Below are 20,498 nucleotides of genomic sequence, written 5' to 3'. Positions count from 1 at the left end.
ACTTCCTTGAGTTCCTTCCGTCAGCCTGCAGCCTCATCAGAGGCCGAACAATGCCGAGCCGAGAGACGTCATTTCAGCCCCCTTTATCAAGGAAAAAAGCCCAGCAAGCAAGAACGCCGAAAAACAGGCGAAAATCAGTCCGTCGACTCGATCCATGACGCCGCCGTGGCCCGGGATGAGACGGCTTGAATCCTTGACCCCGAATTTTCGCTTGATGAAAGATTCGAACAGATCGCCCGACTGGCTGCAAACCGACAGAATGAGCGCCACGCCGGCGGCAACGACTTCCGCGCCCGGAACAAGAAAATGGACAAGAACGACGCCGGCTGCGACCGCCGAGACGGCGCCGCCGATGGCGCCGGACCAGGTCTTTCCGGGCGAGATCGAGGGCGCAAGCTTCGGCCCGCGCAGAGCCCTGCCGACGAAATAGGCGAGGATATCGGTTGTCCAGACGACGGCGAAGACAAAGAGCATGGCATAAAGGCCGGGCCGGTCGTCGCCTCTGATACCGGCGAGCGCCACGCCGGTGGCGCCGGCATAAAACAGGCCCGCCGGGAACCAGCGGCTGGTGCCGTGAAGGATGATCAGCGCGATGCCGACGGCGGTCACGCCGGCCAGCATGCCGGCGGCAAATTCGAAATTGCCGACAAGCACCAGCAAAGCGATCGCCGCCTCGCCGATCCAGCCGACGGCATTGGAAACCCAGTCACGTGCGACGCCTGATATTTTCGACCATTCATAATAGATCAGCAGGCCGATCACGGCCGCCAGAATGCGGAAGGCAAGGCCGCCATACCAGGTGGCGGCAAGAACGATGACTGCGAGAATCAGCCCGGAAGCGATGCGCAGTTTCAGTTCCTGCTGCATCAGGTGCCAACCGCGGCTGCCTGCGACGACAGGCCGCCGAAACGCCTGTCGCGGGAGGCGAATTTTTCGAGCGCCGAGCGAAAGATTTCCGGGCTGAAATCCGGCCAATATTCCGGAACGAAGATGAATTCCGAATAGGCGGCCTGCCACAGCAGGAAATTGGAAAGCCGCTCCTCGCCGCTGGTCCGGATGATGAGATCCGGATCGGGGATGCCCGCCGTGTCGAGACGGGCGTCGATCAGCGCAGGCGTGATATCCTGCGCCCTCAGGCGGCCGGACTCGACGTCCTTGGCCAGGCTCACCACAGCGCGGGAGATTTCATCACGCGAGCCGTAATTGAACGCGATGACCAGCGTCAGCGCCGTATTATCCTTGGTCGTCTCCTCCGCCTCGAGCAGCAGACCGAGGATATCGCTGCGCAGGCTGTGGCGATCGCCGATCACCCTGATGCGCACATTCTGGCGATGAAGCTCGGCCAGGTCACGGCGGATGAAAGCCTTGAGCAGACCAAGCAGATCGGAGACTTCAGCCTCGGGCCGGCGCCAGTTCTCCGAGGAGAAGGCAAAGAGGGTCAGATATTTTATGCCGGCCGCGCCGGCCGCGCGCACTGTCTCGCGCACAGCCTCGACGCCCTTGCGATGGCCCATCGTGCGCGGCAGGCCACGTTGCTTGGCCCAGCGGCCATTGCCATCCATGATGATGGCAACATGCTCTGGCACAGTCAAAAATACAGTTTCCGACATTTCCCGTCCGGTCTTTCCAGGCAAAGGCACAGATCCACTAGACCTGCATGATTTCCTTTTCCTTCTCGCCAAGCAAGCGGTCGATTTCGGAAATCGTCTCGTCCGTCATCTTCTGTACGCGTTCCGACTGTGCACGGCTCTCGTCCTGGCCGATCACGCCATCCTTTTCGGCCTTCTTGAGACCGTCCATGCCGTCGCGGCGGACATGGCGAATCGCGACCTTGCTCTTTTCGGCATAGTCGTGAGCGACCTTGACGAGCGATTTGCGACGCTCCTCGTTCAACTCCGGCAGCGGGATGCGCAGGCTCTGGCCGTCGACGATCGGGTTGAGGCCGAGGTTGGATTCGCGGATCCCGCGCTCGACGGCGCTGACCATCGACTTGTCCCAGACGGAAACAGTCAGCATGCGCGGCTCGGGCACGGTGATGTTGGCCACCTGGTTCAACGGCACGCGCGAACCATAGGCCTCAATCGTCACCGGATCGAGAATGTTGGCCGAGGCACGGCCGGTGCGCAGCGATGCGATGTCGCTCTTGAATGCGGAAACTGCGCCATCCATGCGACGCTTCAGTTCCTTGATATCGATACCTTCACTCATGTCGATGCTCCCGTCTCAAGCACGATGCCGAAAAAGCGTCAGCGGTTTCGGACACCATCATGCTCTAACTATTGTCAATTGTCGGAGACGATGGTCTTGAGGCCACCGCCCGTCAAGATTTGGGCAAAACCGCCCTTCTCGTGAATCGAGAAGACGATGATCGGAATGGAATTCTCCCTGGCGAGCGCCACGGCGGCAACGTCCATCACCGCAAGCCCCCTGTCCAGCACTTCCTGGTGCGTCAGACGATCAAGCCGCGTCGCGTCGGGATATTTCTTCGGATCGGCGGTATAGATGCCGTCGACCTGCGTGCCTTTGAAAATCGCTTGCGCACCCATTTCGGCAGCGCGCAGCGCGGCGGCGGAATCGGTGGTGAAGAAGGGGTTGCCGGTGCCGCCGGCAAAGATCACCACGCGTCCCATCGACAGATGATAGAGGGTCGCGCGCTGCGAAAAGCTCTCGCAGATCTCCGGCATGGAGATGGCCGAAAGTACCACCGTGTCGATGTTGAGCTTGCGCAGCGAGGTCGCCAGCGCCAGCGCGTTGATGATGGTGCCGAGCATGCCCATATGGTCGCCGGTCACCCGGTCGCCGCCCTTGGATGCCACCGCGACACCGCGGAAGATATTGCCGCCACCGACGACGACGCCGACTTCCACGCCCATATGCCTTGCCTCGGCGATATCGGATGCAATGCGGTCCGCCACCGCGACATCGATCCCGAAACCCTGAGCACCCATGAGCGCTTCGCCGGAAGCCTTGAGCAGAACGCGTTTATAGACAGGCTCTAAAGACATCTTGGCTCCTCGTAAATTGCCGTGAATGCCCGATACACGAAGGGCACCGCGTTGTCACGCGATGCCCTTCTTGTTTTCAGAATTATGGCTGGAAGATCAACCCTTGACGGCAGCCGCGACTTCGGCTGCGAAATCGGTTTCTTCCTTCTCGACGCCTTCGCCGAGCAGAAGACGGGCCATGCCGGCAACTTCGATCGGAGCGCCGACGGCCTTTTCAGCTTCCTTGACGGCGGCTGCGACGGTCAGATCAGGATTGATGACGAAAGCCTGCGAGAGAAGGGCGACTTCTTCGAAGAACTTGCGCATGCGGCCTTCCACCATCTTCTCGATGATATTGTCCGGCTTGCCGGAGGCGCGCGACTGCTCGATGAAGACGTTGCGCTCGCGCTCGGCGACGGCGGCATCGACTTCTTCGGGGCGGATCGCCAGCGGCGCGGTCGCGGCAATATGCATGGCGACCTGGCGGCCGATTGCGTTCAGGGCTTCCTTGTCGCCGGTCGACTTCAGCGCGACGAGGACGCCGAGCTTGCCGAGGCCGTCGGAAACGGCATTGTGGATATAGGTGGCAACAACGCCGTCCTCGACGGAGAGAGCGACCGAGCGGCGCAGGTTCATGTTCTCGCCGATCGTTGCGATCGCATCCTTGATCGTGTCGGAAACCGACTTGCCGGATGCCGGGTAGGTCGCGGCCGCAACGGCCTCGACGCTGCCGTTCGTGGAGACGGCGACCTTGGCGATGCCGCGGACGAGATCCTGGAAGGCGTCGTTGCGGGCGACGAAGTCGGTTTCGGAGTTGACTTCGACGACGACGGCCTTGGTACCCTCGCTCGAGACGCCGATGAGGCCTTCGGCAGCGGTACGGCCGGACTTCTTGTCGGCCTTGGCAATGCCCTTGGCGCGCAGCCAGTCGATTGCCGCTTCCATGTCGCCATTGGTTTCGGCAAGCGCCTTCTTGCAGTCCATCATGCCTGCGCCGGTCTTTTCGCGCAGTTCCTTCACCATTGCAGCCGTAATCTCGCTCATTATCTTCCTCTTGTCGGTTCAAACGGTGGACCGCAAAGCGCGGCGCGGCACCGGATTGAGGCACGAAATGTACCTGTATGTATGACAGCGTGATGAAGACGCGTCATAACGAAAACTTATCTGGCGAACGGCTGACGCCTCCGCCCTGAAACAGGTAAGGCCGCCGAACTTCGATGAGTCGCGAGCGGCCTTCCCAGTCTATGCAAGCTTTGGCGGAGTTTCCGATCCGCCCGCTTTCATCAGCCTTCGGCTGCTTCTTCGAGAGCCGGCTCGACCGGAACTTCGGAGGATGCGCCGAGATCACGGCCGGAAGAGCTCTGCTGACGCGCGATGCCGTCGATGGCAGCGCGGGAGATCAGTTCGCAGTAAAGAGCGATTGCGCGCGATGCGTCGTCGTTGCCCGGGATCGGATAGTCGATCAGGTCGGGATCGCAGTTCGAGTCGATGATGGCGACAACCGGGATGCCGAGGCGCTTAGCTTCGTCGATCGCGATCTTTTCCTTGTTGGTGTCGATGATGAACATCAGGTCGGGAGTGCCGCCCATATCGCGGATACCGCCGAGAGCCTTGTCGAGCTTTTCACGCTCGCGCTCGAGGTTCAGACGTTCCTTCTTGGTGAAGCCCTGGGCTTCGCCGCCGAGGATTTCATCGAGCTTGCGCAGGCGCTGTATCGAGTTGGAGATCGTCTTCCAGTTTGTCATCATGCCGCCGAGCCAGCGCGAGTTGACGTAGTACTGGGCCGAGCGCTTGGCGCTGTCGGCGATGATCTCGGACGCCTGGCGCTTGGTGCCGACGAAGAGAACGCGGCCGCCGCGAGCAACGGTGTCGCTGACAACCTGCAGGGCGCGCGACAGCATCGGAACGGTCTGTGCCAGGTCGATGATGTGAATGTTATTGCGATCGCCGAAGATATACGGCTTCATCTTCGGGTTCCAGCGGTGCGTCTGGTGGCCGAAGTGGACGCCTGCCTCAAGAAGCTGGCGCATAGAGAAATCGGGCAATGCCATGCCTTTTTATCCTTTTCCGGTTGAACCTCCGCAAGGCGAACAGCATCCTCTTCGAGGATGCCACCGGGCGGAACAGCCCGGATTTCTCCCGGACGATCCCATGCCTTACGTGTGGAATGCCGGTGCCCATACATCCCGTTCGGCATAAAAGCAAGGAAAACATTCCATTCGGCACAGAAACACGGATTCCGCCGCCCATCCCCACGCTGCCCTGCCCTGCAAATGCCGCCGCTCAGCTCACCAGCGTCGACAGCAGCGACAGCATCACGCCTGCGTCCGGCATCGGCAGAATAGCGTCGACCTCGGCCGGCAACAGGCTGCCGATCGCACTGTCGGCATTGCCGGTCGCAGTGCCCAAGGGACCGCGGAAGCCGTGTCTCGTCCAGGCAAGTTCCTGTAGCCGCGGGCTCACCAGCGCCTCGATCAGTCGGTTGGCGTTTTCGTCGACGACGATCAGCGGATGCGCGGAATAGACGGTCGGTCTGGGATAGAGCACCACCGGCTTCGCGCCCGCGCTCGTCTTGATGCGATCCCAGCGCGTGGGGTCGGCGAGGATCCATTCGACCAGCTGGTTCTCATAGCCGACGATCATCGGCTCGCCGCCAAGGCCGCCGGCCAGATACTGGTCGAAAAGCTTGCCTGACGACGGCGATTTGAAACCCATATTGCGGAAGATCGCCTGCGCCTTGCCGCCGAACGTCGCAAGATCGCTTGCCGTCGCGACATTGCCACTGAAAAGGCTCAGCACCAGCCCCGCGAACATGAAGCCGGAGTTGGAGCGGTTGGGATCGGTCGAGACGATGCGAGCGCGGCCATAGAGCGAATTGACGCCGAGCTTCGACCAGTTGGCGCCAGCGAGGATCGCATCGAGCAGGGCCTTCAGATCGAGCTGATGATGACCTTCGCTGATCACCGTCACCAAACCCGCCTTCATCAACCCATCGACCACCGGCTGCCAGGAATAGACGACGATCGGCGTATTCAGCACGACGCGGTCGTTGCGGATACCGATGCCGCTCTGCCGGGCGATATCGACCATGATCGAAGAGGACGGCCATAAATATTGCGGATGCTGCGACAGCAGCGCCTGTTCGCGCACCATCTCGACGGAGCCGGCGACGCGGCTGTCCATCGTCAATCCGTATGAACCGAGCGCCCTGACAACTTCGGGGTCGGCGAGGAAGGCCTCCTTCTCACCGCCGACGAAGCCAAACAGCGTCGTGCGGCTGCCCAGCAAGCCCTGCAATTCCGGCCGGTCCCGAACGGCGAAATAACCGCCGGTGCCGACGACACCGGCTCCGAGCAATCCCACTCCAAAGGCGCGACGAGAAAGGGCCATCAGCGTCCGATATCCTCTTTGAGCGATGCCTGGATGAGGCGCAGGTCGGTGTCGAGCGTGCCGAGTTCCTCGTCGACGAGACTATCGGCATAATGAACGAAAGCCTCTTCGAGCTTCACCAGAACGCCGCGCACCTCCCCCAACTGCTTCGGGTCGGGAACGCGCTTGGCTTCGATCACGGCAAACCCCTCCGCCACCTCGGCGGCGCGCGGCAGATAATAGGAGAGAAACCGGCGAACGGCGTTGGCGCTTTCGGGCTTGGCCTCGACCTTGCGAAAGACATCGGCGGCGATTTCGGCAAGGTGCCGGACGGCGGCTGCAGCCGGCTTGTCGCCGATCGCATCGGCGGCAGTCTCCAGCCTTTCAGCAAAGGGAACGGCCGCCTCCAAGAGGTCGCGGGCAAAAGCGACGCGCCCGCTGCCGATGCGCTTGAAATCGAGACCTTCGAACAGCCGACGCGGCGCCAGCAGAGATACGAGCCCGACAAAGACCAGAAGGGCGATGATGGCGGCAATCCAGAAGGGCATGCCGGCGGCAAAACTCAACAGCGGCACGGTGATGGCCGCCGCCAGTCCCGCCACGATCCAGTTGCCGTCATTGCCGAGCCAGTTGCGCATGCCTGTCCTAATTATAACCGCGCGCGGTGCGGAAGGCGGTGGCGAGATCCGAACCACCGTCGAACACACGCGCCGAGGTCTGCTTGGCAAGACTGTCAAGCTGGGTCTTGTCGGCGTCGCCGAATGTGATGCCGAAGATCGGTACACGCGGCTCGATCGCGTTCCACTCGCTCATGAAGGCCCGGCTTTGATCATCGGACCTGCCGTCGGTCATGATGACGATGGCCGGCAGATAAGTCGAGAGCCGGTCGGTTCCGGCGATCTGCTGCAGCGCCCGTTCGGCGCAAGCATACATGTTGGTGCCGCCGTTGGCCTTCTGCCGGGAAATCTCGTTCAGCAGTCCTTCCTGCTCCAGCGGATTTCCACTTGCCATGAAGGTGTTGCGCACGCGGCCGTCGAAAGGGATGACGATGATCTGGTCGGCCGGCGACCATTGCACCAGCACTTTGCTCGCTTCGTCCGGTGTCAGCAGGAATCGCATAGCCTTCTGCAGCTGGTCCTCGCCGTCGCCCTGCATCGAGCCGGAAAAGTCGAGGCAGAGCGCGGTCAGGGACGGCTTGCGCAGCGCCGCCTGATAAAGGTTGAGCGCCTGGCGGATAACGCCCGGCTCCGGCATACGGATCGCCGTCACCAGCCGGGTCGGATCGAAATTCCAGTTTGGTTCCGGCTTCGCGGCGACGTCGGTCAACGGGATGCGCCGGCCCGTATCAGCAATGCGCTGCTGCACGGGGCCTGAGCGGAGATAGGCGAGCAGATCGTTGAAGAAGGTCTGGACTTCGGGCCCGCGGCCATGATCGACGAAGCCGATCGGCGAATCCGCCATGGCGACGCCGTCGGCCGGATAGATCGCGTAAAGCGGTTCCTGCGACAGGCCGGCGAGCCTGTCGTTGGTTTCCTTCAGCACCGCCTCGTAATTCCACATCGCGTCGTAAATCGTGCCCTTGCCGGCGGATTCGACATAGAGATCGGCAAGCCAGCCGGAGGACCCGGAAGAGCGCACGACACCCGACAGCAGCGACCGGACGCTCTCCTGGACTGCTCTGTCGTCGAGATCACCGGGTTCGATCACAGGCTTATTGCCGAGCGCGCTCGACAGCATGGAGAGATAGGCGCTGGCGCCGGAATTGGATTGCGTCGCCGAAGTCATCAGGAATTTCAGCGATCCGCTTTCGACGGCAGCAAGAATGTCCTTCATGAAGACATCCTTGCCGATCCAGCCGAGCTGCTCGGCCTTCGACCGGCGCACGCCCAAGACCACCGGCGTCTGGGCGATAGAGGTCAGGCTCTTGACGCGGCGTTTGGTGTCGAACATGTCCACCCAGACGCTCGAGGCCGGCCAGACCGCATCCTGGGCGACACCCTGGTCGCTCTGCAGCGCCAGGCCGATATCGAGCGTGCCTTCGTATTTGAAGGTGCAGGTGGCATTCTTCTGCTTGCAGAATTCCTCGACGATTGGCTGCAGGACGGTATTCTCCGATCCCGACACGATCGAGAACTCCGGCCCCTGGCCGAAGGGATTGCAGCCGGCAAGGGGGAGAGCGGCAAGAAGTGCCAGGCCTGAAAGCAGCGCTCGCATCGTCATCCTGTCGATCACGCCTGAGTCATCGCCTTCTTGAGCTCGCTCGTCATCTGCTCCATCTGCTGTTCGGCGAGCGCCCGCTTCCGACGCCCCTCCTCCTGAACCCGAAGCACGCCTGATATCGTATCGATCAGATCCTTGTTCGCCTTGGCGAGCGTGTCGATATCGACGATGCCGCGCTGCGACTGCTGCTCGATTGATATCGCCTGGTCCTTCATCATCTCGGATGCCTGGCGGATCATGTCGTTGGTGGCGTCGGTCACCGCCTTCTGCAGCTCGAGCGCCGATTTCTGCCGCGTCAGGCCGAGCAGGATCACCATCTTCTGCTTCCAGGCCGGCACCGTCAGCGCCGAAGTCGCCTGCAGGTTCTCGATCAGCGTCTCGTCACCCGCTTGGACGATGCGAATTTGCGGCAGTTGCTGAATGCCGAGCTGGCGCGCCTGCTGCAGGTAGAACACCCGCTTTTCCAGCCGGTCGAGCGCCTGCAGACTGTCCTGATAGGTCTGCGCCTCCAGCATGCCGCCGCCGGGGCCGGTTGCGGCCGCTTCGGCCTGCGCTTTCAACCTCGGCAGCTCGGTGCTGCGAAAACGCTCGGCGAAAGTCTTGCCGGCCTGCACATAGGCTTCGAGCCGCATGATCGACTGCCGGGTTTCCTCATGCAGGTCGTCGAGCAGCGCGATGTCGCGCCGCAGCGTATCCTTGTGACGGTCGAGCTCCAGGCCGATCCGGTCGATCTGGCCGGCCACGTCCTCGAACTCCGCCTTGAACCGTTCGAGCCGGGCCTTGGCGGAAAGAAATATGCGGCTGAGGAAACCCTTGTCCTTCAGCGACGCCGGATCGAGGCCTTTCGACTTGAGGATGATATCGCTCAGGAGTCGGCCGATCTCGCCGAGATCCTTGCTGCGGACCTCGCGCAGGATCCTGTCGGCATAGTCGCTGACCGCCTGCTGGGCTCGGTCGCCATAGACCGAGATGCCGGCGCGGTCGGTGATGTTGATCGTATCGGAAATGCGGGCAATTTCCGCCGGATCGGCGGCGACGACCGGCAGGGCGGCGTTTTGAACAGTCGCGAGATCGGTATCGGCCATGAGGCAGGGCTTTCCAGGCTTGCGGCAGGAATCGTCTGGAGGCCCATCTTCGCAACAAACAGGCCTCATCGCGATGGACTGGCCGCTGGGATCGCATCGACCCGGTGAGCAGGACGATAGAATGCGACTCAATCATCGCTGGTCCCGACACAATAATGAACTTTATGCTACAGATTTATGACAGTGGACAAGCCGCAGTTTACTGACAAGCCTCGGCCTTGCGTTCAAGCAGTTCCAGCTTGGCCAGCTTGCCGGTCAGGACGAAATCGCCGTAATCCATCGTCAGGTCGCGGGTGATGCCGTTCTCATAAAGCTTGAAGGACATGCGATAGACCGGCAGCGCATCCGATTTCGCATTCTCGTTGAAATAGGCGATCGTCACCGGCCAGAACGCGGTCTTCGAGAAGGCGCCGGCATTGCCGGCATCGGCCTCCTCGGCAACCGGCGTCTGCTGCTTGCCGACGATCGTCGTCGTCACCAGCGCCTTGTCGCCGTCATCGGAACCGTCGAAAACGCGCGCCTCGAAGAAGCGCTTGCCGTCCTTGGCGTTCTGGATCACATCAAGCATGTGTTCGGTGGGAAAGCGGCTTTCGGCCAGTTGCAACTCGCGGCTCGCCGGCTGCTTGAGATCGACCTTGACGCCATCAGGCTGGTCCTGAGCGGCGCCGTTGACCTCCTTGTCGAGCTGGTCGTCGGTGAAGGATTTGGTGTCGAAGGTGAACTTGCCGTCCTTCAGGTTCTCGAAGGTCGTCGTCTGCTGGTCGCTGACGCGCACGCTGTCGCCGGTGTCGATTTGCGTCACGAAGCGGAAATTGGTGGTGAAGCCCTGGCAATAGCTGCCGTCGAACTCGTAGACCATGCGGCCGTACATGCCGGCGATGCCGGAGCGGTCCGAAGCGTCCTTCAATTCCAGATCGTAGACGGCGCGATGGGCGATGAGGCCGGTCGCGGCCGCAGCGCTTGCCGCAGGCGCGCCCGCCCATGCATTGGCGGATACGCTGGCAAGAAGCAGAGCGGCAAGCGACGATCGGAACATTCATTCACTCCTGTTGGACTCGGCCGCAATGTTATATGAACTCTTTCGGCCAAATCGAGGCTCGAAGCTGTCATAATAAAGATTCTAGTCTTGATGCATAATTTTTGAAACATTGACAACAAAAGCGGAGACGAAAATGTCCGATGAAATTGCTGCGCGCCTGACTGAGATGGGGATAACCCTGCCCGAAGCCGCAGCCCCAGCCGCAAATTACGTTCCCTATGTCATCAGCGGCAATCTTCTCTACATCTCCGGCCAGCTGCCGCTCGAAGGCGGCAAGGTCGCCGTCGCCGGCCATCTCGGCAAGACGGTTGATGTTGCAAGCGGTCAACGCGGCGCCGAACTCTGCGCCATCAACATCCTCGCTCAGGCCAAGGCCGCACTTGGCGGCGATCTCGGCCGCATCCGCCGGGTGATCAAGCTGAACGGCTTCGTCGCCTCGGCGCCCGACTTCGTCGAGCAGCATCTCGTCATCAACGGCGCTTCGAACCTGATTGCCGGCGTGCTCGGCGAGGCCGGCAAACATGCGCGTGCCGCCGTCGGCATGGCAGCCCTGCCGCTGAACGCCGCCGTCGAGATCGATGCTATCATGGAAATCACAGAATGACCAATGCAGACTGGATCAAGGACGTGCCGGTCGCCCATCGCGGCTTTCACGACCTCAATAAGCTCGTCTGGGAAAATACGCTTTCGGCTTTTTCGCGCGCCGTCGAAGCGGGCTTTGCGATCGAATGTGATCTGCATTACGCCTCCGACGGCGTGCCGGTCATTTTTCATGACGAGGACCTGCAGCGACTGTGCAGTCTCACCGGCGACGTTCGCGAGCGCACCTCCCGGGAGCTTGGACTGATCGCCGTCGGCGGCACCAGCGACAAGGTGCCGACGCTCAGCCAGCTTCTCGATCTCGTCCAGGGCAAGGTGCCGCTGGTACTGGAGCTGAAGGGCCGCGAGGCCGATGACGAAGGGTTTGCCGAATCTGTTCTCGAAGTGCTGGAAGGCTATGAAGGCAAGGTGGCGCTGATGAGCTTCGACCATTGGCTGCTGCGCGATCTGAAGGCGCTTGGCCCCCCTTACCCGCTCGGGCTGACCGCCATCGGCAACACACCGGAGGAGTTCGCAACCCACGCCCAGGCGATGGAGATCGGTCTCGATTTCATCTCCTACTATTACGACGACCTGCCGAATGCCTTCATATCAGGCGAACGCGAAAAGGGCATTCCCGTCATCACCTGGACGGTCCGCGACGAAGAGGCGCGCCAGCGGACCTTCGCCAACGCAGACCAAATGACCTTCGAAGGGTTCGATCCGCGTGCGGCGGTTTGAGGCTCGCTTTTTGGCCAAGATCATGCGCAGACTGAAGCAAAGCCGAGACCATCTTCCCACAGGCTTCGCATCTGCTCCATGACCGATGAATTATCCATTCGCGTAGAACGCTCCTTCACCGCGATTTCCCCGGAGAGCTGGTCCAGGCTTTCCGGGGCATCGAAGAGCGCCACCACGATCGCTTACAATCCCTTCGTCTCGCACGCCTTTTTGTCGTCGCTGGAAGAATCGGGTTCGGCCACTGCCGAGACCGGCTGGCTCGGCCATCACCTGCTGCTCGAGACCGATCGCGGCGAACTGATCGGCACCCTGCCCGCCTACCTCAAGAATCACAGCCAGGGCGAATATGTCTTCGACCATGGCTGGGCCGATGCTTTCGAGCGGGCCGGCGGGCGCTATTATCCCAAACTTCAATGCTCTATCCCATTCACTCCTGCGACGGGCCCGCGGCTTCTCGTCACCGAGGGGCTGCAACGGCTGCCGATCCAGAGTGCGATCGCCGAAAGCCTGAAGGAGGTCGTGCGCCGGCTCGGCATCTCCTCGGCCCATGTCACCTTCGTGCCTGATGAAGAGATCGGCGTCTTCGAGATGGACGGCTATCTGCACCGCACCGACCAGCAGTTCCATTTTATCAATGACGGCTATGCCAATCACGAGGAATTCCTCGAAACGCTCGCTTCGCGCAAACGCAAAGCGCTGCGCAAGGAGCGCCGTGTCGCGCTGGAGAACGGCATCAGCATCGACTGGCTGACCGGCCGCGACCTGACCGAACGCATCTGGGACCAGTTCTTCAAATTCTACATGGATACGGGTGGGCGCAAATGGGGCCGGCCCTATCTCACCCGCAAATTCTACTCGCTGATCGGCGAGCGCATGGCCGACGACATCCTGCTCGTCATGGCCAAGCGCGACGGGCGCTATATCGCCGGCGCGATCAACTTCATCGGCGGCGATACGCTCTACGGCCGTCACTGGGGCTGCATCGAGGACCATCCCTTCCTGCATTTCGAGGTCTGCTATCACCAGGCGATCGATTTTGCCCTTACGAAAGGGTTGAAGCGGGTCGAGGCGGGCGCCCAGGGCGAACACAAGCTCGCCCGCGGCTACCTGCCGGTGACGACGCATTCGGCCCATTATGTCGCCCATGCCGGCCTTCGTCGGGCGATCGACGATTATCTCGCCCGCGAGCGCGCCGATGTCGAACAGATGGGTGAGCTCTTGGCCGAGCACAGCCCCTTCCGCAAGGGCGAGCGCCAGCAGGAGGATTGACGTTGCCCTGCCGGCCGCGTTACCCCAACCAGAAACGAGGAGATTTCGCGATGACCAAGCCGGCCGCCTATGACGACAACAACATCTTCGCCAAGATCCTGCGCGGCGAAATTCCCTCGCACCGTATCTATGAGGATCAGCATGCGGTCGCCTTCATGGATGTGATGCCGCAGGCGCCGGGCCATGTGCTCGTCGTCCCGAAGGCGCCTTCCCGCAATATCCTCGATGCCGATCCCGCCACCCTCGCCCATGCCATCACTGTCGTCCAGAAGGTCGCCAAGGCGCTCGAAGAGGTCTTCGATGCCGATGGTGTGTTCATCGCCCAATTCAACGAACCGGCCGCCGGGCAGACGGTGTTTCATCTGCATTTCCACGTCATTCCCCGCCATGAAGGCGTGGCGCTCAAGCCGCATTCCGGCAAGATGGAGGACGGCGCGGTGCTTGCCGCCAACGCCGAGAAAATCAGGGCAGCTCTGGCATAGGTAGCACGTGACGTGCTTCAGGGCAGCGCAACGCGCTTAAGCGATGAGGATCCCGGCTGTCTCCTCGACGGTGTTTCCGCGCATTGCGTTGGAGCCGCGCCTGGACGGCCGCGATATCCCCCAACAGGTAGCGAAGATCGTCGATGTCGTGGATGAGGTTTAGGAAGACCGGCCGACCGCTCGTTTGAACCGGTCGACCATTTTGCGCTAGTCGTTCTTCGGGGTCTTCAGCATTGTCGCGACGCGGCGGATACCGAGCTGGTAGCCTTCCGTCCCAAGGCCGGCGATTACGCCGTCTGCCCGATGGGAGACAAAGGAGTGATGGCGGAAGCTTTCGCGCTTATGCACGTTGGAGATATGGATCTCGATGACGGGACCTTCGAACGTATTCAGAGCGTCGAGGATGGCAAGCGACGTGTGCGTGAATGCAGCTGGGTTGACCACGATCCCGGCTCCATTCTCACGCGCTTCATGGATCCAGTCGATGATTTCGTATTCGCGGTTGCTCTGGTGGAAGCGGAGCTCGTGTCCGAGTTCCGATGCCAGCCTCCGACAGGACGCCTCGACGTCGGCCAGTGTCTCGTGGCCGTAGATGTGGGGCTGGCGCTTGCCCAGTAGGTTGAGGTTTGGGCCGTTCAAAACATAGATCAGGCTCATTGCAATTACCCTTGTGAAAGCACCGACAAGTTCAGGCGAGTGCTATTTCCTGGAATGCGAAATTCGGATCGGATTCGTAGAGATCCGCGCGAAGCCCAAGCCGCCCTTCCTGCAGTGCGGGTGCTGCGACATTCTGAGCGGCGTCGAGAACCGCTTTCAGCAGTTCTCGCTTGGTCTCCGTCGGCCGTCCGGGAGCCACACGCACAATTATTTGAATGAAGTGATTGTCGGCATGTTCGTCACCGACGCAGGAGAAAGTCGCTTCCCTGGCGAATGTACGAACTATAGTAGGCTTTACCAGTCCCCCGTCGCGGACTCGGCGATGCACTGCTCTGGTCAGCTCGTCGATAACGACGCGCTCGGCAGCGCCCCGGCTATAATCAATGATGATATGCGGCATCGCATGTCCTCCAGCTCAGCACAACTCTTCAAAATGACGCGACATTCGTTCCGCGTCCGGCTGCACGCTGGTGAACAATTCGAACGCCGCGGCGGCCTGGAATACCGTCATTCCACCACCGGGCAGCGTTCTGCAGCCCTTCTTCTCGGCCAAAGCCAGAAGTTCGGTCACGACGGGCATGTAGACAATATCGGCCACCCAGTGACGCGACTGAAGCGCTTCCGGGTCGATCGGAATGCCAGGATGGCTTCGCATACCCGTCGGCGTGGCGTGGATCAGCCCGTCGGCCGAAGCGAGCGTGGCCCTGACATCCCTGATCGCCTGCGCGCACCTTTTTGAGAAGCGCTGATTGAGCTGATCGGCAAGCGTGGCGGCGCGATTTGCGTCCTGATCGAAGATCGAAAGCAGCTCGATTCCGAGCTTGATGGCTGCGTGCGCGACTGCGACCCCCGCGCCGCCTGCGCCAAGCAGGACCGCATGCGTTTTGGCAACATCGGGCAATCCAAGCTCGAAATTCTTATAGAAGCCATACCAATCGGTGTTGTGCCCAATCCGCTTTCCATTGCGAAGCACGACCGTGTTGACTGCACCGAGCATCCGGGCATCTTCCGACAGATCGGTAAGGTGAGCGATGACGGTCTGCTTGCACGGGTGAGTGATGTTGCTTCCCGCAAAGCCCCGGCGTTCGATCTCGTCGAGAAGGTCTGGCAGCGCAGATGCAGGGAGACCACGCTCGGCCAGATCGAGCAGCTCGTACCGATATTCCAGTCCAAGCTGACATGCTTCGGTCTCATGGAGAGCGGGCGACTTCGACATCTGAATGTCCGCTCCGATCAGCCCGACATGAAATTTCCTGTTGTCCATTTTGATAGCTCTACCGGATCAGTGATGGGCAAGTATTTCGCCGAGAAACGCCTTGGTGCGCTCGTGCCGAGGAGACTTGAAGAAAATCTCCGGTTGAGCCTCTTCGATGATCTCACCGGAGGCCATGAAGATGACCCTGTCTGCGACCTGGCGGGCGAAGCCCATTTCATGGGTCACACAGATCATGGTCATGCCGTCGCGTGCGAGCCCGATCATCGTATCCAGCACTTCCTTGACCATCTCAGGGTCAAGCGCGCTCGTGGGCTCGTCGAACAGCATCACTTTCGGCTCCATGCAGAGCGCACGCGCGATCGCGACGCGCTGCTGCTGGCCTCCGGAAAGCTGGGCGGGATATTTTGCCGCCTGATCAAGAATTCTGACACGCTCCAGATATTTTCGTGCCAGTCGTTCGGCGTCGGCGCGGCTGGTGCCGCGAACGCGCATGGGCGCTAGCGTGCAGTTCTGAAGTACGGTCATGTGAGGGAACAAATTGAAACTCTGGAACACCATGCCCACTTCGCGTCGGATCGTGTCGACAGCCTTGGTGCTGCCATCCAGCAGCTGTCCCTCGACGACAATCTTCCCGTCCTGGACCGTTTCAAGCGCGTTGATGCAGCGGATCAAAGTAGATTTGCCAGAACCCGATGGGCCGCAAAGGACGATCTTCTCGCCTTTGCGAACCGACAGGCTGACGTTTTTCAGAGCATGGAAGGAGCCGTACCATTTCTCCAGCTTCTCGAGTGAAATCAACGTCGACTGATCGTTTGAAGAATTGAGCACGGCGCCCTCCATCTATGCTTTACTTGACAGTGAACGGGATGTTGGGGATGGATTCGGGGAATGTCGGAAGGTCGATGCCCATCCACTTCTTGGTGATGGCCGCCAGCTCCCCGCTTGCCTTGATCTTGTCGATGAAGCTGTTGGCGGCTTCGTTCCAGTCCTTCTCGCCAAGGCGAGTTCCGACGCCGTTATAGGTCTTCAGGAAGTCGATCTTACGCTCGTAAGTCCCGGCGCTGGCCGTATCGAGCCTCTGTCCGTAGAACTGGTTGCCGCCGACAGCCTTTACCTGTCCCGAGATGAGAGCCTGGATAGTGGCGGCGTCATCGTCGAAGCGGCGGATCGTTGCAGTCGATCCTACGGCGTCCGTCACAGCCTTATCCTGCGAGCTCGACTTCGGCACACCGATCTCCCAGCCAGCTACATCGGCCGGCGCCTTTGCGGCATCGGCCTTCGCGGCATAGAGCGAGATTGTGTTCGCCGCATACGGCTTGCTGTACTGGATCGATTTGGCGCGCTCCTCGGTCATGGCCATTGTGGCGAACAGGATATCCACCTTCCCCGTCGTCAGCGCCGGAATTCGGTTGGCGACGGCGAGCGGCTGGAACTCGACCTTCACGCCGAGTTCCTTGGCGAACAGCGTTGCGATATCTGCGTCGAAGCCGTCCTGCTTGCCGCTCGTATTCACAAAGCCCCATGGTGCGTTGTCGCCTTGGATGCCGACGACGAGAGTGCCTTTGGCTTTGATCTCTTCGACCGTGGCGGCCGATGCGGCGGCAGCGCCGATGGTGGCGAAAGCGGCCGTCGCAAAAGCGATCCCCAGAAATTTCCTACGGTTGATCTGCATTGCTTATTCCTCCTCTTTGGTTTTGCTTCGAACGAAGCGGTTAGCGGACTGCTTTCGCCATCCGTTTTTCGAGGCCGCTTCCAAGGTGCGACAGCGGCCAGCAAATGATGAAATAGATCACGCCGACGACCCCGAAGACGAGGAGCGGCCGGTAGGTCTGGTTCGAGATAATCTGTCCAGCTCGGGTCAGCTCGATGAAGCCGACGATCGCCGCGAGCGAGGTTCCTTTGATGAGCTGGACAAGGAAGCCGATGGTCGCAGGCATGGAGATTTTCAGGGCTTGCGGAAGGATGACGTCCCTCATCCGCGATACGTAGTGGAGGCCGAGCGCGTTTGCGGCTTCGCTCTGACCTTTCGGAACGGCTTCGATGGAGCCGCGCCAGATCTCGCCGAGGAAGGCACTCGCATGAAGAGTGAAGGCAATAGCCACCGCGAGCCAGGCATTGACATCAATGCCGAGCAGCGCCACGCCGTAGTACACGACGAAAAGCTGCATCAGGAGCGGCGTGCCCTGGAAGAGTGCGATGTAGCCCGAAGTCGCGATGCGCGCGGTCCGATTTCTCGATGTGCGCGCCAGGGCGATCAATATCCCGAACACGCCTCCACCTACAAAGCCGATGATCGCTAGCAGTACGGTCCATTTGAGGCCCTGCAAGATGAAGAGAAATTCGTTTTCGCCGATGGGACTCATAAGTGCCTCCTATCGCGTCGGGTAATTGAACTGGTGGCGGGAAATGAGGGCGAACATACCCATCATCAGGGTCGAAATGACGAGGTAGATGGCTGTTACGGTGAAGTAGACCTCGAAGCTGCGGAACGTATCGGATTCGATTCTCTGCGCCGCCGATGTCAGCTCGTAGGCTGCGATCGAGGTGCAGACGGAGGTCGTGAGGGTCAGCATCACGAACTGACTTGTGAGCGACGGGTAGATTGCCCGCAGAGCCGGCTTCAGCACGATCAACCGGAAGACGTCGCCCTTATGGAGGCCAAGCGCGAAGCCTGCCTCGATCTGACCTTTGCTGATGCTCTCGACGCCGCCCCGGATGATCTCGATCGCGTATGCACCGCCGTTGATGCCCAGCGCGATGATCGCGGTGACGGTCGGGTTTAGGCGTATCCCCATCAAGGGAAGCGCGAAGTAGATGAAGAAAATCTGCACGAGGAAAGGCGTGTTCCGGACGACTTCAACGAACCCGATGACGAGAGCTCGAACGAGCGGAATCTTGGACGTTCTGGCGGCAACGCCGAGAACGCCGATTAGGAGCGCGAGGAGCATTCCGGCCAGCGCCAGCCCCATCGTACCGAGCGAACCCCAAAGCAACTCCGGGGCGCGGTCAAAGACCGCACCAAAATCGAACGTATAACCCATGTATGATTTCCTCCTCCCCGTGCGGAAAATTTGCACCCGCGCCGGACTATCGATCCGGTCTGACCATTCTTTCCGCGCAGTTGAAAAGATGTTTAAGGTGGACCTCCGGCGCCACGGATCCGACCAGAGGCACCTCCACCGAGATGGAAGCGGCGGTGCCGACCACAGCAACCAAATCCCTCAGCGGCAGCTCCCCCTCGCCTGGAGGCAGTCGGCCGCTTCGTGCTTCCGCGATCATTTCCTCCGGCTTTGTCGGCGCCGGGCCGGCTACGTCGCATATTTGAACATGTTTCACTTTGTCGAGGTTGGCCCGCAACTCTGCCAGAGCCGCGCCGTTCCTGAAAAAATGGATGCCATCGACGAGAACGCCGGCATTCTCGATCCCCGCCCCTCTCACGAGATCAATGCTGTCTTCAAAGGCTTTGACCACCCGCCAGCCCATGTTTTCGACGTCGACCGCCAAGCCGTACCGTCCCGCGAGAACGCAGAAATCCGAAAAGTTCGATAACAGTCTGGCATGATCCTGATCGTCACCACAGACGCTGAGCCGACGCGCTCCAATGTTGGCAGCAGCGGCGAGGGTCGACTCCACTGACGACGCGTCGAAAGAGGGATCGATGACGAAGAACTCGATGTCGAAGACCTCTACTTCTTCACCGGCAAGCACAGCCTTCAACTCTCCGGCTGCTGCGCTACCGACAGGCAGCTCATAGTACGGCGCACCGGGAAAGGCTGGGTGGAGCCTGAGGCCGATCCTGGAGAAACCTGCGCGTCCGGCTATCTTTGCGAACTCCGCAGGGGGCAGCATTATAGACGAGAAGTGCGCGACGCCGATCGGGAGCGTCGCTCTTGGTCTTGAGGCGGCCATCATGCGACGCCTTTCGTCGCAAGATGGTTGCGAAGATTGGTTCCGGTGCGGTGGATGTGCTGTCGCAGCTTCTCGCAAGCATATTCAACGTCGCGCGCCACGGCGCCCTGCGCAATCTCGCTGTGTTCCTGACCTACATTGCGGTCCCCGGATGTGCGGACAAGGAAGGCGCGGCGGTATCGGTCGTTCAGATTCAGCAGAAGATTGCAAAAGTGAAGAAGCAGGGGCTTGCCACAGCCCGAGATCAAGGTGAGGTGGAATTCGCGGTGCAGCGCTTCCCAGTGCTCCAGGGTTTCGGGACGGGCGGCATCGCGCTCAGTGCGGTTCAAACGATGGAGCGCACGCATGATGTTGCCCTCCCACTCGACGTCGCCGACGCGAATAGATTCGCGTAGCGCGAAGACCTCGAGCTCCTCCCGAAGTGTCGTAACTTCTTCGAGATTGGCAAGCGAGATCGGGGCGACGCGATAGCCTCGATTGTCCTGAAACTCAACCAAGCCGTCGGAAATGAGTCGGGCCAGGCCTTCGCGCAACGGGCTCAGGCTGACGTTGAACGTCTTTCGCGCCCTGTCGAGATTGATCTTGCTGCCCGCCTCCAGTTCCCCAGAAATGATGGCCTCTCGAAGACGCGAAGCCAGCTGGCTGCCGATGGTGTTTTTTCCATCATCGGCAAAAGCAGCGGACGGCGCGTCTTCTTCTGTCAGTGCGCCACGGGCGCCGTCGTCGCTCGAGTCCATCTCTCCTCCCAGACTATCAAAACTTTCGATGATCGATATAATAAACGATTATTGATGTCAACTTCCCCTAAGAAAAGCTCCTCGACTCCCACAAATCGATTCACGATTTTTAAAAATATTATTCATAATCAATAGGTTAATTCTGCTTTACCGGCCAGCTAGACAAACTTGGCGGTTGAGACGCACTTAATCAGCTTGACAAATAATCGAT

The 20,498-nt window shown here is 60.5% G+C and carries 24 protein-coding genes and 1 pseudogene; 4 read left to right on the top strand and 21 right to left on the bottom strand.

Annotation, left to right across the window (positions count from 1 at the left end; translation table 11 throughout):
- Positions 1–36: 36 nt before the first annotated feature.
- The 11 genes from EFR00_RS03370 to EFR00_RS03320 form a co-directional block, all read right to left on the bottom strand.
- Entirely contained in the window at positions 37–867 is an 831-nt protein-coding gene (locus tag EFR00_RS03370; protein ID WP_077993842.1) for a phosphatidate cytidylyltransferase, read from the bottom strand.
- Positions 867–1,610: an isoprenyl transferase gene (locus EFR00_RS03365; protein WP_077993852.1), complete on the bottom strand. Its 744-nt coding sequence runs from the start codon at positions 1,608–1,610 to the stop codon at positions 867–869. Before EFR00_RS03365 ends, EFR00_RS03370 begins: the two co-directional genes overlap by 1 nt.
- A gap of 37 nt (positions 1,611–1,647) precedes the next feature.
- A complete protein-coding gene (gene frr, locus EFR00_RS03360; protein ID WP_004678618.1) occupies positions 1,648–2,208 on the bottom strand; it encodes a ribosome recycling factor in 561 nt (186 codons plus the stop codon).
- A gap of 74 nt (positions 2,209–2,282) precedes the next feature.
- On the bottom strand, positions 2,283–3,005 hold the full coding sequence (pyrH, locus tag EFR00_RS03355; protein ID WP_038688672.1) for a UMP kinase: 723 nt from the start codon (positions 3,003–3,005) through the stop codon (positions 2,283–2,285).
- Positions 3,006–3,101: 96 nt separating this feature from the next.
- The gene (tsf, locus tag EFR00_RS03350) at positions 3,102–4,028 is read right to left on the bottom strand and encodes a translation elongation factor Ts (protein WP_009994369.1); all 927 of its coding nucleotides are present in this window, start codon (positions 4,026–4,028) and stop codon (positions 3,102–3,104) included.
- A gap of 239 nt (positions 4,029–4,267) precedes the next feature.
- Positions 4,268–5,035, bottom strand: a complete 768-nt coding sequence (rpsB, locus tag EFR00_RS03345) for a 30S ribosomal protein S2 (protein WP_008526906.1) — start codon at positions 5,033–5,035, stop codon at positions 4,268–4,270.
- A 232-nt stretch (positions 5,036–5,267) separates the two neighbouring features.
- Positions 5,268–6,374: a type 2 periplasmic-binding domain-containing protein gene (locus EFR00_RS03340; protein ID WP_009996073.1), complete on the bottom strand. Its 1,107-nt coding sequence runs from the start codon at positions 6,372–6,374 to the stop codon at positions 5,268–5,270.
- The gene (locus EFR00_RS03335; RefSeq protein ID WP_077993855.1) at positions 6,374–6,991 is read right to left on the bottom strand and encodes a 5-bromo-4-chloroindolyl phosphate hydrolysis family protein; all 618 of its coding nucleotides are present in this window, start codon (positions 6,989–6,991) and stop codon (positions 6,374–6,376) included. The genes EFR00_RS03340 and EFR00_RS03335 overlap by 1 nt, the downstream gene beginning before the upstream one ends.
- Positions 6,992–6,998: 7 nt before the next feature.
- Entirely contained in the window at positions 6,999–8,567 is a 1,569-nt protein-coding gene (locus tag EFR00_RS03330; RefSeq protein WP_077994092.1) for a substrate-binding domain-containing protein, read from the bottom strand.
- A 14-nt stretch (positions 8,568–8,581) separates the two neighbouring features.
- A complete protein-coding gene (locus tag EFR00_RS03325; RefSeq protein WP_038688667.1) occupies positions 8,582–9,658 on the bottom strand; it encodes a toxic anion resistance protein in 1,077 nt (358 codons plus the stop codon).
- A 199-nt stretch (positions 9,659–9,857) separates the two neighbouring features.
- Positions 9,858–10,694: a cell envelope integrity EipB family protein gene (locus tag EFR00_RS03320; protein WP_038688665.1), complete on the bottom strand. Its 837-nt coding sequence runs from the start codon at positions 10,692–10,694 to the stop codon at positions 9,858–9,860.
- 136 nt (positions 10,695–10,830) lie between these two features.
- Here EFR00_RS03320 and EFR00_RS03315 point away from each other — a divergent pair, with 136 nt between their 5' ends.
- The 4 genes from EFR00_RS03315 to EFR00_RS03300 all read left to right on the top strand — a co-directional run bounded on the left by EFR00_RS03315 (position 10,831) and on the right by EFR00_RS03300 (position 13,768).
- Positions 10,831–11,301 (top strand): RidA family protein, encoded by a 471-nt coding sequence (locus tag EFR00_RS03315; protein WP_009986485.1) that lies wholly within the window; start codon positions 10,831–10,833, stop codon positions 11,299–11,301.
- On the top strand, positions 11,298–12,017 hold the full coding sequence (locus tag EFR00_RS03310) for a glycerophosphodiester phosphodiesterase (protein ID WP_077993857.1): 720 nt from the start codon (positions 11,298–11,300) through the stop codon (positions 12,015–12,017). The genes EFR00_RS03315 and EFR00_RS03310 overlap by 4 nt, the downstream gene beginning before the upstream one ends.
- Positions 12,018–12,095: 78 nt before the next feature.
- Positions 12,096–13,286 (top strand): GNAT family N-acetyltransferase, encoded by a 1,191-nt coding sequence (locus tag EFR00_RS03305; protein ID WP_077993860.1) that lies wholly within the window; start codon positions 12,096–12,098, stop codon positions 13,284–13,286.
- Between the two features lie 50 nt (positions 13,287–13,336).
- The gene (locus tag EFR00_RS03300) at positions 13,337–13,768 is read left to right on the top strand and encodes an HIT family protein (RefSeq protein ID WP_009985296.1); all 432 of its coding nucleotides are present in this window, start codon (positions 13,337–13,339) and stop codon (positions 13,766–13,768) included.
- A 42-nt stretch (positions 13,769–13,810) separates the two neighbouring features.
- Here the strand turns inward: EFR00_RS03300 and EFR00_RS33445 are convergent.
- From EFR00_RS33445 to EFR00_RS03250, 10 genes and pseudogenes are all read right to left on the bottom strand, one after another.
- Positions 13,811–13,940: pseudogene (locus EFR00_RS33445) on the bottom strand (gfo/Idh/MocA family oxidoreductase); the annotation flags it as partial.
- A gap of 35 nt (positions 13,941–13,975) precedes the next feature.
- Positions 13,976–14,425: a type II 3-dehydroquinate dehydratase gene (aroQ, locus tag EFR00_RS03290; protein ID WP_077993862.1), complete on the bottom strand. Its 450-nt coding sequence runs from the start codon at positions 14,423–14,425 to the stop codon at positions 13,976–13,978.
- Positions 14,426–14,456: 31 nt separating this feature from the next.
- A complete protein-coding gene (locus tag EFR00_RS03285; RefSeq protein WP_077993864.1) occupies positions 14,457–14,825 on the bottom strand; it encodes a 5-carboxymethyl-2-hydroxymuconate Delta-isomerase in 369 nt (122 codons plus the stop codon).
- A gap of 15 nt (positions 14,826–14,840) precedes the next feature.
- Complete coding sequence (locus EFR00_RS03280) at positions 14,841–15,689, bottom strand: shikimate dehydrogenase (protein WP_010057705.1); 849 nt, start codon at positions 15,687–15,689, stop codon at positions 14,841–14,843.
- 18 nt (positions 15,690–15,707) lie between these two features.
- Entirely contained in the window at positions 15,708–16,469 is a 762-nt protein-coding gene (locus EFR00_RS03275; protein ID WP_039623222.1) for an amino acid ABC transporter ATP-binding protein, read from the bottom strand.
- A gap of 19 nt (positions 16,470–16,488) precedes the next feature.
- Entirely contained in the window at positions 16,489–17,313 is an 825-nt protein-coding gene (locus tag EFR00_RS03270; RefSeq protein ID WP_077993867.1) for a transporter substrate-binding domain-containing protein, read from the bottom strand.
- A gap of 40 nt (positions 17,314–17,353) precedes the next feature.
- Positions 17,354–18,004 (bottom strand): amino acid ABC transporter permease, encoded by a 651-nt coding sequence (locus EFR00_RS03265; protein WP_039619523.1) that lies wholly within the window; start codon positions 18,002–18,004, stop codon positions 17,354–17,356.
- 9 nt (positions 18,005–18,013) lie between these two features.
- Entirely contained in the window at positions 18,014–18,682 is a 669-nt protein-coding gene (locus tag EFR00_RS03260) for an amino acid ABC transporter permease (RefSeq protein WP_039619521.1), read from the bottom strand.
- Between the two features lie 46 nt (positions 18,683–18,728).
- A complete protein-coding gene (locus tag EFR00_RS03255) occupies positions 18,729–19,550 on the bottom strand; it encodes a sugar phosphate isomerase/epimerase family protein (protein ID WP_164519052.1) in 822 nt (273 codons plus the stop codon).
- On the bottom strand, positions 19,550–20,287 hold the full coding sequence (locus tag EFR00_RS03250; protein ID WP_038688642.1) for a GntR family transcriptional regulator: 738 nt from the start codon (positions 20,285–20,287) through the stop codon (positions 19,550–19,552). Before EFR00_RS03250 ends, EFR00_RS03255 begins: the two co-directional genes overlap by 1 nt.
- Between the last annotated feature and the right edge of the window lie 211 nt (positions 20,288–20,498).

This window comes from Rhizobium sophoriradicis (assembly GCF_003939025.1).
Taxonomy (GTDB): Bacteria; Pseudomonadota; Alphaproteobacteria; order Rhizobiales; family Rhizobiaceae; genus Rhizobium; species Rhizobium sophoriradicis.
This window is presented reverse-complemented; position numbering and strand designations above follow the sequence as displayed.

Coding starts and splice junctions, on each gene's coding strand:
- EFR00_RS03370 (WP_077993842.1), bottom strand. CDS start 867: ATGCAGCAGGAACTGAAACTGCGCATCGCTTCCGGGCTGATTCTCGCA.
- EFR00_RS03365 (WP_077993852.1), bottom strand. CDS start 1,610: ATGTCGGAAACTGTATTTTTGACTGTGCCAGAGCATGTTGCCATCATC.
- frr (WP_004678618.1), bottom strand. CDS start 2,208: ATGAGTGAAGGTATCGATATCAAGGAACTGAAGCGTCGCATGGATGGC.
- pyrH (WP_038688672.1), bottom strand. CDS start 3,005: ATGTCTTTAGAGCCTGTCTATAAACGCGTTCTGCTCAAGGCTTCCGGC.
- tsf (WP_009994369.1), bottom strand. CDS start 4,028: ATGAGCGAGATTACGGCTGCAATGGTGAAGGAACTGCGCGAAAAGACC.
- rpsB (WP_008526906.1), bottom strand. CDS start 5,035: ATGGCATTGCCCGATTTCTCTATGCGCCAGCTTCTTGAGGCAGGCGTC.
- EFR00_RS03340 (WP_009996073.1), bottom strand. CDS start 6,374: ATGGCCCTTTCTCGTCGCGCCTTTGGAGTGGGATTGCTCGGAGCCGGT.
- EFR00_RS03335 (WP_077993855.1), bottom strand. CDS start 6,991: ATGCGCAACTGGCTCGGCAATGACGGCAACTGGATCGTGGCGGGACTG.
- EFR00_RS03330 (WP_077994092.1), bottom strand. CDS start 8,567: ATGCGAGCGCTGCTTTCAGGCCTGGCACTTCTTGCCGCTCTCCCCCTT.
- EFR00_RS03325 (WP_038688667.1), bottom strand. CDS start 9,658: ATGGCCGATACCGATCTCGCGACTGTTCAAAACGCCGCCCTGCCGGTC.
- EFR00_RS03320 (WP_038688665.1), bottom strand. CDS start 10,694: ATGTTCCGATCGTCGCTTGCCGCTCTGCTTCTTGCCAGCGTATCCGCC.
- EFR00_RS03315 (WP_009986485.1), top strand. CDS start 10,831: ATGTCCGATGAAATTGCTGCGCGCCTGACTGAGATGGGGATAACCCTG.
- EFR00_RS03310 (WP_077993857.1), top strand. CDS start 11,298: ATGACCAATGCAGACTGGATCAAGGACGTGCCGGTCGCCCATCGCGGC.
- EFR00_RS03305 (WP_077993860.1), top strand. CDS start 12,096: ATGACCGATGAATTATCCATTCGCGTAGAACGCTCCTTCACCGCGATT.
- EFR00_RS03300 (WP_009985296.1), top strand. CDS start 13,337: ATGACCAAGCCGGCCGCCTATGACGACAACAACATCTTCGCCAAGATC.
- aroQ (WP_077993862.1), bottom strand. CDS start 14,425: ATGAGCCTGATCTATGTTTTGAACGGCCCAAACCTCAACCTACTGGGC.
- EFR00_RS03285 (WP_077993864.1), bottom strand. CDS start 14,825: ATGCCGCATATCATCATTGATTATAGCCGGGGCGCTGCCGAGCGCGTC.
- EFR00_RS03280 (WP_010057705.1), bottom strand. CDS start 15,689: ATGGACAACAGGAAATTTCATGTCGGGCTGATCGGAGCGGACATTCAG.
- EFR00_RS03270 (WP_077993867.1), bottom strand. CDS start 17,313: ATGCAGATCAACCGTAGGAAATTTCTGGGGATCGCTTTTGCGACGGCC.
- EFR00_RS03265 (WP_039619523.1), bottom strand. CDS start 18,004: ATGAGTCCCATCGGCGAAAACGAATTTCTCTTCATCTTGCAGGGCCTC.
- EFR00_RS03260 (WP_039619521.1), bottom strand. CDS start 18,682: ATGGGTTATACGTTCGATTTTGGTGCGGTCTTTGACCGCGCCCCGGAG.
- EFR00_RS03255 (WP_164519052.1), bottom strand. CDS start 19,550: ATGGCCGCCTCAAGACCAAGAGCGACGCTCCCGATCGGCGTCGCGCAC.
- EFR00_RS03250 (WP_038688642.1), bottom strand. CDS start 20,287: ATGGACTCGAGCGACGACGGCGCCCGTGGCGCACTGACAGAAGAAGAC.